Raw genomic sequence first — 17611 nt, forward strand, 5'->3', positions numbered from 1 at the left:
GCTTCTCAAATTCTGTTGTTCCGGCTGATGTGCAGTTAATTCTGAATACGGGTACCGCGACAAAATCAATCTCGATCGCCAAAACCACCGATGGTAAGGAAGCAGGTTCAGTGAGCAGTGTCTTTACCCTCACCCGCACCGGCGACCTCTCCAGTGCCTTAACGGTTAACTACACCTTGGCGGGGACAGCCACTCCAGGTGTTGACTATACAGGCACTACTCCCAGCAGCGTCACCTTTGCGGCACTTTCCTCCAAAGCTACCATCACCCTGCCCACCAAAGATGACCTCTTGAGTGATCCCGGTGAAACCATCATCAGCAAAATTACCGCCCCAGTCGGCTACACTATTAGTGGATCAGGCACGGCTACGGCCACCATTCTTGACAATGATGGTAACGCAGCCAATAACAACTTGGTCGGGACAAGCTTTGCCGATGCCCTGGCTGGAGTGGGAGGTAATGACAACCTTAGCGGTTTAGCAGGCAACGACACCCTCGATGGTGGCTTGGGTGTGGATACTCTGACTGGTGGTGTTGGAAACGATTTCTTCAGGCTCGGCGAAATTGGCCTAGCGAACCGTGATCTGATCACCGACTTCTCTGTACCCGCTGACACGATCATTCTGGCGAATAGTCTTGACAGCACTTTAGCCGGATCCATTAATCCGGGGATCAAAGGTCTGCTCTTTAATGGTGGTAATGTGAACGGAAGTGTCCTTAACGCTAGCTGGTTCTTCAAGGGAGCGGGGTTCACTGGGGGAGCATCCGGAAACCTCTCCGGCATCTACGTCAACACTGGCAACGGCGACATCTGGTATAACGATTCCAACCTCGTCGGTAGTTACCTAATTGCCAATGTTGGGGCTGGTGCCGCAGCTGGCATGACTAATCTCGACTTCGTTTACGGGGTGTAAGTCCTAGCTAGGCATCACAGGAAAACTATGCCATGTCCCCCGCTAACGGCGGGGGTTTTTTGTCGGCATCCTCAGACTAAATCCTGTTTAAAAGGTATAGGATGGTGGGAAGTGGGAAGTGGGGGGAAACAATTCATAATACTAAATCCGTTGAGTATAGGCTACTTATAAGCATAGGCAAAAGGCAAAAGGCAAGAGGCAAAAGGGGGAATAGATAATCGGTCTTTAATAACCAGATTTAGTATAACTGGGTTTTTAAAGTTGGATTGGGGATTAATCATACTATTAAAAATAGATTTGGTATCAGAATCTAAAACTAAGTAGAAAATCTCTAGGTAATAAGAGTTACAATTTTTTCCCTAGCATAAGTTGATATTTGAGAGAGGAAAATATAGAAGTCGCTGATTATTTACTAACCTACTTTTTTTAATTTTTAACGGGTTAGGACTGAGATATACTGAAATGGTTGCTTATAGATCACTACTATGGGACGTTTAGCGCTGATCAGCGTGACTGACAAAACCGGAATAGTTGACTTTGCCCGTCAGCTAACAGAAGAGTTTGATTTTGAAATTATTAGCAGTGGAGGAACCGCCAAAACACTGCAATCGGCGGGGATTCCCGTGATAAAAGTGGGAGAATACACAGGCTCTCCTGAAATCTTGGGCGGAAGGGTGAAAACTCTCCATCCTCGCATCCATGGCGGTATTTTGGCTAGACGGGATTGGCAGTCAGATTTAGCGGAAATGGAGGCTAATCAAATTCGTCCTTTTGATTTGGTGGTGGTTAATCTCTATCCCTTTGAACAGACGATCGCTAATCCTGAGGTTACCACCGCTCAGGCGATCGAACAAATCGATATCGGTGGTCCGGCGATGTTACGCGCCTCGGCTAAAAATTTCGCCCATTTGACTGTCATCAGTAACCCCAAGTATTACGAGCAGTATTTAAGCCAATTACGGCAAAATAACGGCGAAATATCCCTGGAATTCCGTCAAAAAATGGCGGGGGAAACCTTCGCTTTAACCAATGCCTACGATGGTGCGATCGCATCCTATTTCGCCAGCTTAAACGGGGAAACGACTCGCTTTAATTTGGCGGGAAATGCCCTGCAAACTCTGCGTTACGGCGAAAATCCCCACCAAAGTGCCACTTGGTACGGCAGCGGTACAATGGCTCAAGGTTGGGGAAAAGCGACCTTATTACAGGGAAAAGAACTAAGTTATAACAATTTAGTCGATTTAGAAGCAGCCCGCCGTTTAATCGCCGAATTCGGCAGGGAAGAACCAGCCGCTGCTATCCTGAAACACACTAATCCCTGTGGGGTGGCGATCGGTGGTAGTTTAGCGGAAGCTTATACTAAAGCTTTTAATGCCGATGCTATCTCGGCTTTTGGGGGTATTATTGCCCTAAATCAAGCCATAGATGAAGCAACCGCTAAAGAATTAACGAAAACCTTCCTAGAATGCGTGGTTGCCCCCGATTGTAGCCCGGTCGCCCGGGATATCCTCGCTAAAAAATCAAAGGTGCGGATTTTATTGCTGCCGGATTTAACCACGGGAGAAAAACAAACAATAAAAGTTATCGCTGGCGGTTTTCTAGTACAAGCGGCCGATGACGTGGTAGAAACCCCGGAGGAGTGGCGCGTGGTGACAGAAAAACAACCCACTGCCGCACAATTAGCGGAATTACTGTTTGCTTGGAAGGTATCTAAGCACGTTAAATCTAACGCTATTGTGGTGACGAAAAATAAAACTACTTTAGGGGTTGGTGCAGGGCAAATGAATCGCGTTGGTTCGGCGAAAATTGCCCTTGAACAAGCAGGGGAAGCGGCCAAAGGTGGCTATTTAGCTAGTGACGGCTTTTTCCCCTTTGATGATACTATTCGCACGGCGGCCCAGTTTGGCATCGAGGCAATTGTTCAACCCGGAGGTTCTTTAAAAGATCAGGATTCGATTAATGCCGCTAATGAGTTAGGTTTAATTATGGTCTTAACAGGCATTCGTCATTTCTTGCATTAATACAAAGTTAGGGTGTGTTGTTGCTTAAATTAACGCACCCCAACTTTGTATTAATTATCGGTTAATTTGCCCTATTCAATAGTCTTAAATTTGCCAAAAGTGCGAGGATGACCAGCTTTTTGGTAACAAAGAAAATAGCGCTATGTCTGGCTATTTATTCAGGTCATTTCCTCAAATGCTTTGGACAAAAATTGACCAGACTTGGCGATTAATGTTTCCTCTCCAACTATTAAAAGTGTCAAAATAATAGTGAAGTTTTGTGACAAAGTGCAGTCATATCTAAGAATCTTTGCTAGAACTCCAGGAGGATTCTGTGATAAGTCTCCTTAAAGGAGATTGTTTGCAGTAAACTAATCTGGCTAACACGCTTTTGGGCGTAATATAGGGAAAGTTTCTTGCGATTGCGCCTAAATGGAGTGATATACAGAAAGTTGACCGATATTGTTACTCTGGAGAGTGTTATATAGAAAGTTTCCGTATAATTAACAGTTGGGCAGTCGAAGCAAATAACAAGGTACAAGTAAATACTCTCCCTAAATCATTGTGGGTGAAAAATCATGGCACATCCCAAAAAGAGTTCTGAATCTTGGTCAAAGATGGTAGGGGCTGCGCTGGTGGGCGCATTTCTGACTGGATTTACACAATATATTTTGAACGAACGCCAATTTGAACAACGTATTAAGTCAGAACAAAAAGACATAGTCCGTAAGTATCTTGAATCTGAACTATCGCATCGACGCGAGAAGTACGCGGAAATTCGGGAAAAGGTCTCTTTGGCCATGTGGTCTAAAGATCCCAATACGATTGAAATTGCGGCGCAATCACTTGAATCAGATCTCCCCTTCTTTGAGGCACGTTACGAAACGCAAGTGTCAGTGATGACTGCGAAGGAGAAGCTTGTTTTCTACTTTAAACATAGAAATTCCATTACCATTTCAGATATTGAAAAAACAATGATGATAAATCAGCTGAACAGAGATTTTCAAAATGATCTTAATCGAATACAAGGGGAGTTGTTCAGGCTTTCTGAAGCAATACCAGAACCGCAATCTTCGGTCGGATCAGGCAACCAGCAGTAGTTTTTAGTTATTTACTTTTGGTTATCTGATTAAATATTTCACTGCCTAATACTTGAAGAGAGGTTTTAGAAATTTCAAGCATAATATCAAACATTTTTTTGATAAGTAGGGAGGCACAATTATTTGTAGGATGGGTTAGCGGTAGCGTAACATGATCGGGGGGTGGTTTTCATGCTTATAATACTAAATCCGTTGAGTAACGCACAGAAAACGGGTTTCTCCGAGAAACCCGTTTTCTGCTCATGCAAAAGGCAAAAAGGGGAATAAATAATCAGTCTTTAATAACCAGATTTAGTGCGATGCCGAAGGCACTGCGTAGCAGCACGCCGATCTTGTAGGGTGCGTTCTCTAATCTGTATCCTACTGCTCCACCGATCAATTTTTGGGGAACGCACCATGCCCATATGAAGCTATGAGTTTAAGTGCGATGCTGAAGGCACTGGGTAGCAGTACGCCATCGCTGTAGCAACGTGGAGGCTAGAATATATTAAGCCCTATACGTTAGATGTTGTCTATGACTGAACGACTTGAGCAGGCGATCGCCCAATTACAAACCTTGTCAACCGATCAACAGGACGCGATCGCAACTCTAATTTTGGCAGAACTCGAAGAAGAAAAGCGATGGAATGACTCCTTTGCCCGCTCACCAAACTTGCTGGCTAAACTAGCAGCCGAAGCAATGGCAGAACATCGATTGGGCAAGACTCAAGAATTAGACCCAGAAACGTTGTGAAGTCTTGTACCACTGCTCGTTTTCGGGAGATGTTTGCAGATCTTCCAAAACCGATTCAAGAGCAGACCCGTAAAGCGTATCGGCAATTCAAAGAAGACCCAAGCTATCCCAGCTTGCGATTCAAGAAAGTCCATCCAAAGCTGCCCATCTATTCTGCACGCATCAATAGGGATTATCGTGCTGTCGGTCAATTAGAGGATGATACGGTGATTTGGTTCTGGGTTGGTTCCCATGCAGAGTACGATATGCTGCTGGAGCAATTGTAGTGCGATGCCGAAGGCACTGCGTAGCAGCACGCCATCGCCGTAGGGTGCGTTCCCTAATGTGGCTCCTGCTGCTCCACCGATCGATTTTTGGGAACGCACCATGCACATTGATTGAGGCTGTGAGTTTAAGTGCGATGCCGATCTTGTAGGGTGCGAAAACGCGCGTGTAACGCACCTTTTTCAAGTCAGCTATAATGTCGGTTAGACAATGCTCTTATGAAGCGTTTAACCATCAGATATACATTCATGAGCATATTGTTTCACCAGTAATTCGATTATTTTTTCCTAAGTAATTTGCTTTCGATCTGCTTGAGATTTAAAGAAGCTTACACTTTCTTCTGTTAATTCTAATGTTACTTGAGTAGTTTTGGTTTTACCTTTAGGAACTAACTGGTCTGGAGGCGGTAAAAAATCTTTAACGACTTGTCCCAGTTCCATTGGTTCATCAGTATAAGTTATTTTGCTGTTCATATAGTTTACGTCCTTTTCGCCAATAACCAGCTCCAAAAATTCTAACTTTTCCTTCCCGGTAAGTAAAGCGTACTGTGATAATTTCTTCATTGATTTGCCCTATACAGTAAAATCGATTTTCTTCTTGACTGTGAGCCAGATCTTGTACGATAACTCTGTTGGGGTCAAAAAATGCGTATTGAGCTAATTCAAAGGAAACATCGTGTTTCTGTTGGTTTAAACGATTTTTATCTTCATCTCATTCAAAGCTTTCATCCATAGGCGGAGTTGATAAGCCTAATCACTATGATTTTAACATAGACTTTCAAGAACATGAGTTGAATCAAATTGATCGGCTGGTGATAGAACATCAGACAACATTACTCGATACATGGTATGACTACTTTCACATTTGAGACAGAACCGACCGTAAATCAAGTGCAATCGCTGATCGCATGGCGCGATCGCCGATCTTGTAGTTTCAGCCTTGTTTTCTTGTATAATAGAGTTGAAGTTGTATAATCTCAAATCGTCATTCGTAAATTATGTTAATCAATGCAAAAATTAATTAACTTCAGACCCAAAGATAGAATGCAGTTAACAGCAGTGGTTTTGATAATCTTAGCCATTGCCTTCGCATTTTTTACGAGAATTATCACTGCTTTTGAATACGTTACCTTTGATATCGGACCAGAGCCCGATCAGATAGTAATTGGCAATACTGTAATCAATATGTGGCAGGGAAAAATACCCGCTTTAGGTATGGCTGGTTCTGGAGGAAAATATCCCTTTACTATTCCTCCTCTTTACTTTTATTTAGTATTTCCTTTTACTATTTTTGGTTCCGATCCCGCTTTTCTAGTTTTAGCTAATGGTGTTTTTTCCTTTTTAGCGATTCCACTCCTAATCTATCTAGTTTATCAACTTTTGGAAAAGGTAGAATTTTCCAAGCGAATCCTCTTATCGAGTCTGGCTGGGTTTTGGTATAGCACGTTTTATACAGACTATTTTATTAGTAATTTTTCTTGGAATCCTAGTCCAATACCGTTTTTTCTAATAATCTTTGTACTCCTTTATAAATTTCAGTTAGAGACTAAACAACCTTCATATTATCAAGCAATTTCTTGGATAGTCTATGGTGTAATTTTAGCCATCTTGGTAAGTTTACATTCTACTACAATGTTCGTTCTTCCTGTCGTATGTGTCCTTACTTCTCTATGGTTTGTCTATAAGAACAGGAAAAATTTTCTCAAGTGTCTTTTACCTTTTTTAGCGATTATTTCCTCGAATATTGCTCTACTACACTATTGGAAAGTAGAAATCGCTCGTAATTTTAGCAACACCAAAGCGATCATCAATGCAATTATAGGTTCGGACGAGACAACAACTCAAAGTGGTAATTTGTTAGCTCGCTTATTTAAAGCTATTTGGGAGTTTGTTTTTCTTGGTAATCAAGTGTATTTTATCTCGAAGGATTGGCTATGGTTTAATTTATTTTTGTCAGTGTTTTTTTGTGTTATTTCTTTATACTTTACCCTCAGAAAGTTTCAAGGTAACAAAACTATATTAGCTGTTCTTGCTCTAACTTGGCTAATTTTTATGTATGCTGCTTCCAATTATCAAGAAGAATACTTTTTCTCTCACCGTAAAATATTAATTTGGTTTGCACCAATGTTGATGGGAATTATCAGTTTGGCTTACTTAAATTTTAATAACAAATGGCCAAGATTTTTCGGTATTATTTTAATTGGATTAATTGGTTATTCTATCGCTACAAATCTCTACTTCGATCAACGCTATATATCTAGTAAATATAGTACAGAAAGACTACTATCTGCTTCTGATATTATAGACATTTTTAATCAGATTCCCCCTAGATCAAATATTTGTTATCCAGCCAAGAAAGGCAAAAGAAAAATAAACAATCAATACGACTATATTGATAATCATATAACTAAAAGAAACTTACAGGTTGTTAATAGCTGTCAAACAGGTGACTATATACTGCAATCCAAGTTTAAAATGGACTTGGAAATGAATGATCTATTTCCCATTTTTTCCCTAACTAAAACTCCATCGCTAGAGCAGAAAGCTAATCTTGTTTTAGAAACTCCCGAAGCCTATTTATATAAACTAAATTAGCTGAGTTGAAAATTGACTAAATCAATTTTCTTTAGCTATTTAACGAGTATTTTTTGATTCAATCGGTTGCTTAGATAACAACTGTGAATAACGTAGTGCGATCACCGATCTTAAGCGTTTAACCATCAGATATACATTCAGATCTTCTAGGGTGCGTTCCCTAATCTGGCTCCCACTGCTCCACCGAATTAGGGAACGCACCATGCACATTGATTAAAGATGTGAGTTTAAGTGCGATGCCGAAAGCACTGGGTAGCAGTACGCCATTGTTGTAGTAACGTGGAAGCTAGAGTATATTAAGCCCTATACGTTGGATGTTCTATATGACTGAACGACTTAAGCGGGCGATCGCCCGCTTAAAAACCTTGTCAACCGCTCCACAGGATGCAATCGCAACCCTAATTTTGACAGAACTCGAAGAAGAGCAGCGATGGTAAGCTAAACGGCGCTTAACCTGTATGATCCAATAGCTATAACCCTTTTGGAGTCTATATCGGTGATCCGAAGTAAAAGCCGTTTAGCTTATGATACTAAATCCAGTTATTAAAAACTGATTATTTATTCTCCCTTTTGCCTTTTTCCTCTCCTGATATGTAGCCTATACTCAACGGATTTAGTATTAGATAACACCTGTGAATAACGGAATCGGAAAAGAATTTTTTTTGCCCAATGTTGAAACACTTTTAACTGATGGCGTTGGCTGGGTAAACGCAGTATATAGACAAAGCGACGCATTATATCAGCCAATCTACCAGTAATATTAATGCCAAAACTGGAAACAAGGGCTGATTGTTTACCCAGGGTTAACATATCACCTAAATGAAGATAATAATAGGGTTGGGGCGATTTTTTTCTGATCACTGCCGAGATATTTTTTGCTAATAGACTGGCTGCTTGATAGGCTGCTTGTGCTGTGGCAGGAATTACCTGTTTATTAGGATAAATTTCGGCTAGATCCCCAAGGGCAAAAACTTCGGGATAGTCGATTAATTGTAAACTGAAACGGGTTAATAATTTGCCTTGTGCTGTTTTCTGACAATCTAAATTATTGATCCAATCCTGTGCTTGGGTTCCTGCTGTCCACAATAATAAATCAATGGGGATAAATTCATTTGTATTATCTTTAAATACGGTTATGGAATTAGCTGCAACTTCCCTTAATCCCGTGTTTAAATAGAGACTAACATTCTTGGCTAAAAGGGAACGATAGGAAGCAACACGCACCGATTTAGGGAAGTTTTGCAGTATTTCCTCGTTCCTTTCCACTAGATAAACTTTGCCTTTTTTTCCTAAACGATCAGCCACCTTACAGGCTAATTCTACCCCATTGGGACCACCGCCAATAATTGCTAAATTAATTGAGGATTTTCCTTGAGTTTCTAAGTCATGAATTGCTGTTTGTAATTTTTCTACATCCTCTAAACTCCGAAAAGTTAGCCCATAATCAGCTAACCCCAGTATAGCCGGCCAACAATTCCGCACTCCCACCGCTAAAACGAGGTAATCGTAATCTAAAATTTCCTCATTTTCTAAATATACTTGATGATTGTTTAAATCAATATTACTGGCTTTTTGAGTTTTTAAATTAATCTGAGTTCCTGTTAATAATTGACGGTAGGAGGGGGCAATTTCCCAGCGTTGCAATTCTCCTGTAATTAGTTCATAGAGAAGAGGAGTAAAGAGAAAATGGTCTTTTGGTTCGACTAAAGTTATTTGCCATTGACCTGATTTTACTGCTGTTAATCGACTCAAATTGAGTGCCGTGTATAACCCTCCAAAACCACCACCGAGAATGCAAATCTTAGTTATAGGTTTATTCATGGATTTTTATTCTCAGTTGTGTTTAAGAGAGGTTTCAGTTCCGAAACTAATTGTTCTGAACGAATAATTCTCGCCGGGGGCAAAAGATGATAGTGAGTGTCAGCAAAAATAGTAGAATCGGTCTTAATATTCAAGTCTTTTGGGTCGTAAATTGTTGGCACAACCCGACTTAATTCTTCGGCAGATTTGCGAATATTAGCCAGGGTTTTACCATCATTTTTGGCATAAACCCAGGGTAAAGAAACCACTAAAGTCGCCCCTTTTGCTTCTAAATCTTTCTTGAGTTTTTCAATCAATTTAATCGAGTGAGCAGAGACAGGAGTATCAAAGGTCATTTGCCACCATTTCCATTTCCCTGTTTTTTCCTTAACTATAGTCGGATCTCCTGTATTAGTAATCGGATCGGAAAGATAACCCGTCATTCTGCCTTTAGTGAATAAATCAACCGTGGATTTAGTGACTGCACGCATCCCCGGAATACCTAATAACCAAGTATCCTCGATCATGGTTTTTAAAGGTATTCCACCTAACCCCGGTTTGCCAATAGCGACGCTAAAAGGTGCGGATCCCCAAAGTCCTTCGCCGCGATTAAAACCGTCCTCATCCATGAGCATGAGATATTCAGGAATCAGCAGAATTACATCCCCTTTGCGTGCTTTTTCGAGAATCATAGCGGCAATGACATTTAACCCGATATCACCCTGTAAACCGAAGTTAACCACCGGTATTCCCAATTCTTTGGCCATTAATTCCGAATTTATGCTATAATGCGCCCCCGATCCTGCCGTGACGATTAAACGCCGTGGTCCTTCGACCTTGGCTGCGATCGCTGATTTTTCTTCGTACATCATCCGCAGCCAGCTTAATTCGCCGCCGTAGATGACATTATAAACAAAGCCGAGGGACCAAGCGACTCCCAGAGAAGCTAACCAGGGGAAAATGTTAAAAGATTTAGTATTCATCAGAATTCAAAGTAAATAAAATCACTGGTATTAGTGGAAGCTAGGAGAATAGTTAAACCTAGCAATATTTTAGACAGCCAAGGCGATAGTAATAGTTCATATTCAAACTTTTTCTGGGCAACAGCCAGATGTTCGAGGATTAAGACAATGATACCAAGAACTAAAGCGACGCTTAAAACTGCTCCTTGATTGAGACTATAGGAACTAAAAATTTCCCCGATATTAGCTAAGGAATAATTGAAAGGATTGGCAATAATCAGCATTTTGCCAATTAATCTTCTGGTGTTAATCTCCATGAAAAAGAGACAACCAAAAATGACCGCCAATTGCGTTAAAGCCCAGGAGACAATTTGCGGCTGAGAAACGTATTTTCCGACGAAAGCATAGAAAGGTCGCCCTAGATAACGCAGTAGTAATGATAATCCCCCGTGGTAAGCGCCCCAAAAGATGAAATTCCAAGCTGCACCATGCCAGAAACCTGAAAGAGTAAAGGTCATGAATAGATAAAAAGGCGCCCAATTTTTATTGGAACCCATCAGGGGTAAAAACACATAATCTCGAAACCAAGTGCTGAGGGTAATATGCCAACGTCGCCAAAATTCGCTAATACTTTGGGATGTGTAGGGAGCTAAAAAGTTCAATGTCAATCTAACCCCGACAAAATAGGCTAAACCAACAGCAATAAAGCTATAACCGCCGAAGTCAAAATAGATTCTCAGGGTGAATAAAAAGGCCTCAAACCAGATATACCAAGCATTATCGATCATCTTATCTAATTCGATGTAGGGAGCCAGGTTATCGGCGAGGACAAATTTCATAAATAAACCGAGGGAAAGCCAACCCAAACCCTTCTCGAAGTTTTCTCCTGTAAATTTGAGGCGAAATCCCTCCATTTGTGGTAATAAATCCCGGCGACGCTCGATCGGACCTGCGACAATTTGGGGGAAAAAGGAGATAAAATTGACATAATCGAGGACGGCTAGGGGTTTCTTTTTCTTTTCGCGTAGGGAGTCCACCACGAAAGCCACCATCTGGAAGCTATAGAAGGACACCCCCGGCGGTATTTGGCTAGGCACGGGAATTGGGGAAAGTTCCTTCCAATTGGGAGGGAGAGAAACGAATAATCCGATGATTTCTTGGACAAAAAAGCCGAAATACTTGAAGTAGGCGAGGACAAGAATATCGATGACGATAACGATAATGGCTAGGAGATTCGCTTTCCAGCCGCTCATTTTCAGCACTAGCCAGACCATAATGTAGTTAAAGGCTAGGGAGACGATGAAAACGAGGAAACTGGTGCGACTGGCGTAATAAAATAGGATTAGGGACAGTGCCGCTAATCCAACTCCATCAAAAACACCTCGCCAGAGATTGAAGGACTTCGCTATATAACGCGCCGTTAAGAAAGGAACGCTAAAAAGGATTAATATCCACCAAAATATAAAATCAGAGTAATTCAAGCCTTGTTAACTCCTGATGGTCTGTGTTACCTTGTTTGAGATGGGTTTCCTGACTTCTGATGCACAGAGACGAGAGATTTTCTTGACAAGCCTATCAAACTTTGTCAGACTTGTCCATAAAATTAACTCCAGCAATCCTAAAAAATTGAGGCTAGACAAGCAATGCTTTATCAAAAACTGTTGGATGCACATAAACGCTATCGGCAATTTAAGACTTATCCTCATATTGCTGATCAATATTGGTCTAGTCAGTTGGCAGAGCATAATATTAGTCCTAATTATGTGGAATATGATGCTAAATCTGGTCAACTTTTTTATAAACCTTTAGGTATCAGTTTAAGCAAAAATAAGCAAGATTTCCTCTTGGTTAGTAAAGTTTGTAACAAAGCTGGAGCCTTAAAAGCTCTGGCTGATTGTAAATTTTATATTGATGAGCAACAGGAATTAATTATCGAGATCGATGGAGTTAAGTTAATTATCGAGACGGGACAGGATTTAGATATCGCCCATGAAATTTTCCTTTTAGGTGTATATAATTTCCTCTATAACAAGCCCTGTGTAGTGATCGATATTGGTATGAATACGGGTTTTGCTAGTCTCTTTTTTGCTAATCGAGCTAATGTGAAAGCTGTCTATAGTTACGAACCTTTTAAGGCTACCTACGACCAAGCTTTAAGAAATTTTGCCCTCAATCCTAATCTAGCGGAGAAGATTAAAGCTTTTGATTATGGAGTCGGCGCTCGGGATGAAATTATTCAAGTCGAATACGATTACACCGTGAAAGCTAGTGTTGGTATTTCTGGTATTGACAACCAATTAAAACCTTTTGCCTCGAAACAAACCGCTACAGCCGATTTAATTCTGAAACCTTTCACCGATGTGTTTAAAGGTATTACCTCTGACTATCCCGATATTGATATTGTTGCCAAGATTGATTGTGAAGGCTCCGAATACGAAATCCTCGATTCTTTAGCGGCAACTGGTCAATTGGGACAGATTAAAATTGTCATGATGGAATGGCATAAAAAGGGTCCCGATGCTTTAGTCAAACATCTGCAAGACTTCGGTTTTATCATCTTCTCCCGGATGCCTCGCAGTAAAAATGTCGGCACTTTGTATGCAATTAAACCCTAAAGTACAGAAGTGAGGTGATAGGGAGATGGGGAAATTTCAACTAATACCCCAAAACCCCAACAGGTTCTAACTGATAACTGATAACTGATAACTGATAACTGATAACTGATAACTGATAACTGATAACTGATAACTGATAACTGATAACTGATAACTGATAACTGATAACTGCTTTACTGTGCTTGACAATAGGTATTAAAAGCTTCGCCAGTTTCTTTTTCTAATTGGCCGGCTTTTCTGACCTTTTCCTGTGCTAATTTTGCCCCGTTTTTATTGCGAGTTTCGATCACTTGAATTATTTCACGAGTGGCAGTGGCATAATCTTCGTAAACTTGAGCGAAAGTGGTCTTATATTTCTCTATTTCAGGATCCTTCACTGCTAATTTTTTCATATTTTCCGCGGCCTGTTCGATTTTATCGGCGGCTAATAGCCAACTTTTTTGGTCAATTTCTGTCCCTTGACCCTTGGTTAAAGATTTGGTTTCTTGGGCGACTTCGTTGGCAATCCGATAGATTTTTTGACATTGAAACTGTTTACTATCAGCACAACTTGCCAAAAAAGTCAAGCCCATAAATATTAAGATTATTTTGTTATTCATACCATTGTATTTGAGATGATTCTAGAGAAGCTTATAGCGGTAAACTATCAGCCTCTAGTAGTTTTTTACTGTTATCGACTGATAGAATTGTTCAATCTGATAATACTAAAGTTTAGCACTCGATCGCCGTTAAGCGTGTCTTTTTTGATGCCAATTCCAAGCGTGTTCAACTATTACCTTAAGATCGGCATATTGGGGATGCCAACCGAGAACCTGTTTAGCTTTATCACTACTGCCGATTAAAATAGGGGCATCACCTGCTCTTCTGGGACTTTCGATGACGGGAATATCCAAACCAGTTACCGCTTGCGCTGTTTCAATCACTTCCCGCACAGAAAAACCGTTACCATTGCCCAAATTAAACACATTACTTTCGCCCCCATTTAAGAGATATTCTAAGCCTAAAACGTGAGCTTGAGCTAAATCATTAACATGGATATAATCACGCACAGCAGTACCATCGGGAGTATCATAATCCGTGCCAAAAATTGACAGGGAATCCCGTTTTTTCAGAGCAGTTAATAAAGCCAAGGGAATTAAATGGGTTTCCGGTTGGTGATCTTCCCCTAATAAACCACTGGGATCGGCTCCTGACGCATTAAAATAACGGAAAGCCACCGATTTTAAACCATATGCTGGATCAAAATCCCTAAGAATTTGTTCCACCATTTCCTTACTGGCTGCGTAGGGACTGAGGGGATGATGGGGGTGACTTTCCGTCATCGGAATTTCCTTCGGCATTCCATAAATAGCACAGGTGGAAGAAAAAACAAATTTCTTCACATCGGCGGCGATCATCGCTTGCAAAAGAGTCAGACTACCACTAACATTATTTTGATAGTAAATGGCTGGTTCCTGCACCGATTCCCCCACGGCAATAAAAGCGGCAAAGTGCATGACAGCGGCAATATCACGACTAGCAAATAAATTATCCAGCAGCGATCGATCCCTGGTATCACCGACAATTAACTCAACTTTTAATATATCCTTAATGATTTCGGCGTGACCGTAGGATAAATTATCGAGTACGATGACGGAATAACCGGCATTTTTGAGCGCTAGAACCGCATGGGAACCAATATAACCCGCACCGCCAGTAACGAGAATGGTAGGTTTAACTTGAGACACGCGATCATACCTATTTGAAATTGACTTGTCTATAACTTTATACCCTAATTTTGCTTTTATTTGACCATCATGTTAAGTCCCCTCGATCTATCTCTTTCCCTTGACAAGGAAACTTATCAATCACAAATTAAAGATTTAATGGAACAACTGCGATCGCTACAGCAGTCCTGTTGGGAATGTAAATTACCCGTGGTGGTGGTTTTGGAAGGTTGGGCGGCGGCAGGCAAGGGAACTTTAGTCAAAAAAATGGTTAACTATATGGATCCTCGGGGTTTTACCGTCCATCCAATTTTAACCCCTTCCTCCCAAGAGGAAAGTTACCCGTTTTTGTGGCGATTTTGGCAAAAACTGCCAGCAAAAGGCAGTATTGGCATTTTTTATCACAGTTGGTACACCCATCTACTAGAGGATCGACTCTTAAACAAATTGCCCTCCTCCCAGATTCCTCTAGTCATGCGCGATATCAACACCTTTGAGCGACAATTATTTGATGATCGGGTGGCGATCGCTAAATTCTGGATTCACCTCAGTCAAAAGGAATTAAAGTCACGCATCAAAGAATACGCCGAAAATGAGCTAGAATCTTGGCGCGTGCGTCCGGAAGATTGGCAACAAGCTAAACGTTATGATGAGTATGCCAGTTTAGCTGAGGAAATGATTACCTACACTAGCACGGGGGCCGCCCCTTGGATATTGGTGGAGGGCAACTGTCAACGCTGGGCCCGGGTAAAAGTTCTCTCCCAATTAGTCGGTACGATCGCTCAAGCTTTGGATCAGCGCCAATTACCGATCGAACCTCCTGTCAATCTACCACCCCAAGCCCAATTACTGCCCACGGAACCCGATTATCTAGGGAGAGTGGACTTAAGTGCCAAATTGGAAAAAGAAGACTATAAAATCCGTTTGCGTCAGGCACAGGTGGAATTAAGAAAACTGCAATTAGAGATTTTTCAGGCAAATATTCCCGTTTTAGTCCTGTTTGAGGGGTGGGATGCCGCCGGTAAGGGAGGTGCGATCAAACGCTTAACCGATACCCTCGATCCTCGCAGTTATCAAGTGATTGCCTTTGCTGCCCCGACGGAGGAAGAACACCGCTATCATTACCTCTGGCGCTTCTGGCGCAAATTACCCGCAGCCAAAACTATCGGTATATTTGATCGCAGTTGGTATGGACGGGTTTTGGTGGAGAGAGTGGAAGGATTCGCTAAAGATATGGACTGGCGGCGGGCATATCAAGAAATTAACGAATTTGAAGCCCAATTAACCCATTCAGGCTGTGTTTTAGTCAAATTTTGGTTACATATTAGCCCCGAAGAACAGTTAAATCGCTTCAATGAACGCCAAACTAACCCCTATCGTCAGCATAAACTCACCGATGAAGATTGGCGCAATCGGGAAAAACAGCCCCTCTATCATGTGGCAGTTAATCACATGGTAGCCCGTACTAGCACCCCCGTCGCCCCTTGGACAATTGTGGCGGCAAATGATAAATATTTCGCTCGCGTTAAAGTCATAGAAACAGTAATTGCCGCTATTGAAACCGGTTTGAAACAACGGGGATAGGGGAGGGGATAGGGATTTTTTCGATTCACCCTCCCTTAACCCTGATGTGCTGAGAAGCAGAGTCGAGAACTTCATCGAACGTTTTCAATATCCACCAGAGGAGAAACAATCATGAATCTCAATGAGTTGCCGGGGGCCGAGATCATCTTACCCGGACTGAGGGATCTTCACAATGGTGAGTCTAATACCATTGGGGCGTTGCTAGTTGCGATCGCAGCGACGCGCCTAACGGAAGTCGGTTTCGATATCCCCAAAAATCACCTAGCTGCAGAGCCAGAGCTAACCTTGTATGCCTATCTTCAAGAGGAACGGGATGATGCTTATTCTTACTATAATGCTTTGCTGAATCGCCTCAATAGCTTTTGCAATGCACTCGAACTCGGTTATAAAATATGATGACAATTTCCCCCAGTTTAATTTCTCCCGATCTTAGTTTGGCCGATATTCCCCTAGAGGAAACCCTCTCTTTAGGAGTGATGGCTTCTGGTAGTGGTTCCAATTTTGCGGTTTTGGCGGAAGCGATCGCCAAAAAACAGCTAAATGCCCGGATTCCTGTCCTCATCTACAATAATCCCGATGCCAAGGTAAAAGAAAAAGCTGATCACTACAATATCCCTGCGGTTTTCCTCGATCATCGTCAATTTAAACCCAGAGAAGAACTCGATCGGGCAATAGTCGAAACTTTCCAGGAATACGGCGTAAAATGGGTAATTATGGCGGGCTGGATGCGAATTGTCACCCCAGTGTTACTGGATGCTTTTCCCGATCGCGTGATCAATATCCATCCTAGTTTACTACCCAGTTTTAAAGGTGTGCGCGCCGTGGAACAAGCTTTAGCCGCGGGGGTAAAAGTGACCGGATGTACTGTGCATATCGCTCGCGCGGAGGTAGATAGTGGCCCAATTTTAATGCAAGCAGTGGTTCCCATTCTCCCCGATGATACCGCAGCCAGTCTCCACGAACGCATTCAAGTGCAAGAACATCGCATTTTCCCAGTAGCGATCGCTTTAGCAGCGAAATTGAGCCTATAGAGATCGATTTCTGGACTTCCTTGGCGAGAATACTGGCAAAAAAACGAAAATTCAAGGCAAATCGTTAAATAGGGTTTGCGGCAAAAAGTTTGTTGGTGGGGTTAGGAGTCAGGAGTCAGCAGTCAGGCTTCGGCAAAAACACTACACGCGGCGGAAAAAGAAAGTGACAGGGTACAGCAAAAAAGAGTGGAATAGTTACTAATTCTGTACGCAAATATTGCATCTAGAATTAGCTTTGTACGCTTTGACCCGTACTGGGTTAACTACGAACCTCTCTATCGGATTCCCGCTAAAGGCGGCCTCTCCGA

The 17611-nt window shown here is 41.9% G+C and carries 17 protein-coding genes and 1 pseudogene; 10 read left to right on the top strand and 8 right to left on the bottom strand.

The features are described from left to right. The 5 genes from EWV60_RS18950 to EWV60_RS18975 form a co-directional block, all read left to right on the top strand. Positions 1–914, top strand: a 914-nt coding sequence (locus EWV60_RS18950; protein WP_502705834.1) for a Calx-beta domain-containing protein, incomplete at its 5' end; no start/stop codon positions are given. A 485-nt stretch (positions 915–1399) separates the two neighbouring features. Further along, positions 1400–2935, top strand: a complete 1536-nt coding sequence (purH, locus tag EWV60_RS18955) for a bifunctional phosphoribosylaminoimidazolecarboxamide formyltransferase/IMP cyclohydrolase (RefSeq protein WP_287234030.1) — start codon at positions 1400–1402, stop codon at positions 2933–2935. Between the two features lie 557 nt (positions 2936–3492). Beyond that, positions 3493–4014 carry a hypothetical protein gene (locus EWV60_RS18960; RefSeq protein ID WP_002779226.1) on the top strand — a complete coding sequence of 174 codons (522 nt, stop codon included), beginning with the start codon at positions 3493–3495 and terminating at the stop codon, positions 4012–4014. A 514-nt stretch (positions 4015–4528) separates the two neighbouring features. Then, positions 4529–4747 (top strand): hypothetical protein, encoded by a 219-nt coding sequence (locus tag EWV60_RS18970; RefSeq protein ID WP_002748617.1) that lies wholly within the window; start codon positions 4529–4531, stop codon positions 4745–4747. Positions 4748–4776: 29 nt separating this feature from the next. Next, positions 4777–5013, top strand: coding sequence for a type II toxin-antitoxin system RelE family toxin (locus EWV60_RS18975; protein WP_472412114.1), 237 nt, complete (start codon positions 4777–4779; stop codon positions 5011–5013). On the opposite strand, the gene EWV60_RS18980 is transcribed toward EWV60_RS18975, so the two are convergent. The 3 genes and pseudogenes from EWV60_RS18980 to EWV60_RS18990 form a co-directional block, all read right to left on the bottom strand. Next, positions 4939–5121 (bottom strand): hypothetical protein, encoded by a 183-nt coding sequence (locus EWV60_RS18980; protein ID WP_016517361.1) that lies wholly within the window; start codon positions 5119–5121, stop codon positions 4939–4941. The genes EWV60_RS18975 and EWV60_RS18980 overlap by 75 nt on opposite strands. A 177-nt stretch (positions 5122–5298) precedes the next feature. Further along, a complete protein-coding gene (locus EWV60_RS18985) occupies positions 5299–5484 on the bottom strand; it encodes a hypothetical protein (RefSeq protein ID WP_002739472.1) in 186 nt (61 codons plus the stop codon). Next, positions 5459–5662 (bottom strand): annotated as a pseudogene (locus EWV60_RS18990) (BrnT family toxin); the annotation flags it as partial. The gene EWV60_RS18985 and the pseudogene EWV60_RS18990, both read right to left, overlap by 26 nt. A gap of 356 nt (positions 5663–6018) precedes the next feature. Here EWV60_RS18990 and EWV60_RS18995 point away from each other — a divergent pair. After that, positions 6019–7605 (top strand): hypothetical protein, encoded by a 1587-nt coding sequence (locus EWV60_RS18995; RefSeq protein ID WP_287234034.1) that lies wholly within the window; start codon positions 6019–6021, stop codon positions 7603–7605. Between the two features lie 558 nt (positions 7606–8163). On the opposite strand, the gene EWV60_RS19000 is transcribed toward EWV60_RS18995, so the two are convergent. Genes EWV60_RS19000 through EWV60_RS19010 form a run of 3 tightly spaced genes read right to left on the bottom strand, consistent with a single transcriptional unit; the run spans position 8164 to position 11848 of the window. Next, on the bottom strand, positions 8164–9426 hold the full coding sequence (locus EWV60_RS19000) for an NAD(P)/FAD-dependent oxidoreductase (RefSeq protein WP_287234035.1): 1263 nt from the start codon (positions 9424–9426) through the stop codon (positions 8164–8166). Next, on the bottom strand, positions 9423–10388 hold the full coding sequence (locus EWV60_RS19005) for a hypothetical protein (protein ID WP_287234037.1): 966 nt from the start codon (positions 10386–10388) through the stop codon (positions 9423–9425). Before EWV60_RS19005 ends, EWV60_RS19000 begins: the two co-directional genes overlap by 4 nt. Next, complete coding sequence (locus tag EWV60_RS19010; RefSeq protein WP_287234039.1) at positions 10388–11848, bottom strand: MBOAT family O-acyltransferase; 1461 nt, start codon at positions 11846–11848, stop codon at positions 10388–10390. The genes EWV60_RS19005 and EWV60_RS19010 overlap by 1 nt, the downstream gene beginning before the upstream one ends. Positions 11849–12010: 162 nt before the next feature. Between EWV60_RS19010 and EWV60_RS19015 the strand changes: the two genes are divergently transcribed. Further along, positions 12011–12982, top strand: coding sequence for an FkbM family methyltransferase (locus EWV60_RS19015; protein ID WP_002748633.1), 972 nt, complete (start codon positions 12011–12013; stop codon positions 12980–12982). 173 nt (positions 12983–13155) lie between these two features. Here EWV60_RS19015 and EWV60_RS19020 read toward each other — a convergent pair whose 3' ends face one another. Then, the gene (locus EWV60_RS19020) at positions 13156–13581 is read right to left on the bottom strand and encodes a hypothetical protein (protein ID WP_002748640.1); all 426 of its coding nucleotides are present in this window, start codon (positions 13579–13581) and stop codon (positions 13156–13158) included. Between the two features lie 129 nt (positions 13582–13710). Beyond that, complete coding sequence (gene galE, locus EWV60_RS19025) at positions 13711–14709, bottom strand: UDP-glucose 4-epimerase GalE (RefSeq protein WP_002754158.1); 999 nt, start codon at positions 14707–14709, stop codon at positions 13711–13713. 69 nt (positions 14710–14778) lie between these two features. Between galE and pap the strand changes: the two genes are divergently transcribed. The 3 genes from pap to purN all read left to right on the top strand — a co-directional run bounded on the left by pap (position 14779) and on the right by purN (position 17303). Continuing rightward, a complete protein-coding gene (gene pap / locus EWV60_RS19030; RefSeq protein ID WP_287234042.1) occupies positions 14779–16272 on the top strand; it encodes a polyphosphate:AMP phosphotransferase in 1494 nt (497 codons plus the stop codon). A gap of 111 nt (positions 16273–16383) precedes the next feature. Continuing rightward, positions 16384–16668 (top strand): hypothetical protein, encoded by a 285-nt coding sequence (locus EWV60_RS19035; RefSeq protein ID WP_002740123.1) that lies wholly within the window; start codon positions 16384–16386, stop codon positions 16666–16668. Then, positions 16665–17303, top strand: a complete 639-nt coding sequence (gene purN, locus EWV60_RS19040) for a phosphoribosylglycinamide formyltransferase (RefSeq protein ID WP_024970917.1) — start codon at positions 16665–16667, stop codon at positions 17301–17303. Before EWV60_RS19035 ends, purN begins: the two co-directional genes overlap by 4 nt. Positions 17304–17611: the final 308 nt, after the last annotated feature.

This window comes from Microcystis sp. Msp_OC_L_20101000_S702 (assembly GCF_007095705.1).
In the GTDB taxonomy this organism is placed as follows: domain Bacteria; phylum Cyanobacteriota; class Cyanobacteriia; order Cyanobacteriales; family Microcystaceae; genus Microcystis; species Microcystis ichthyoblabe_A.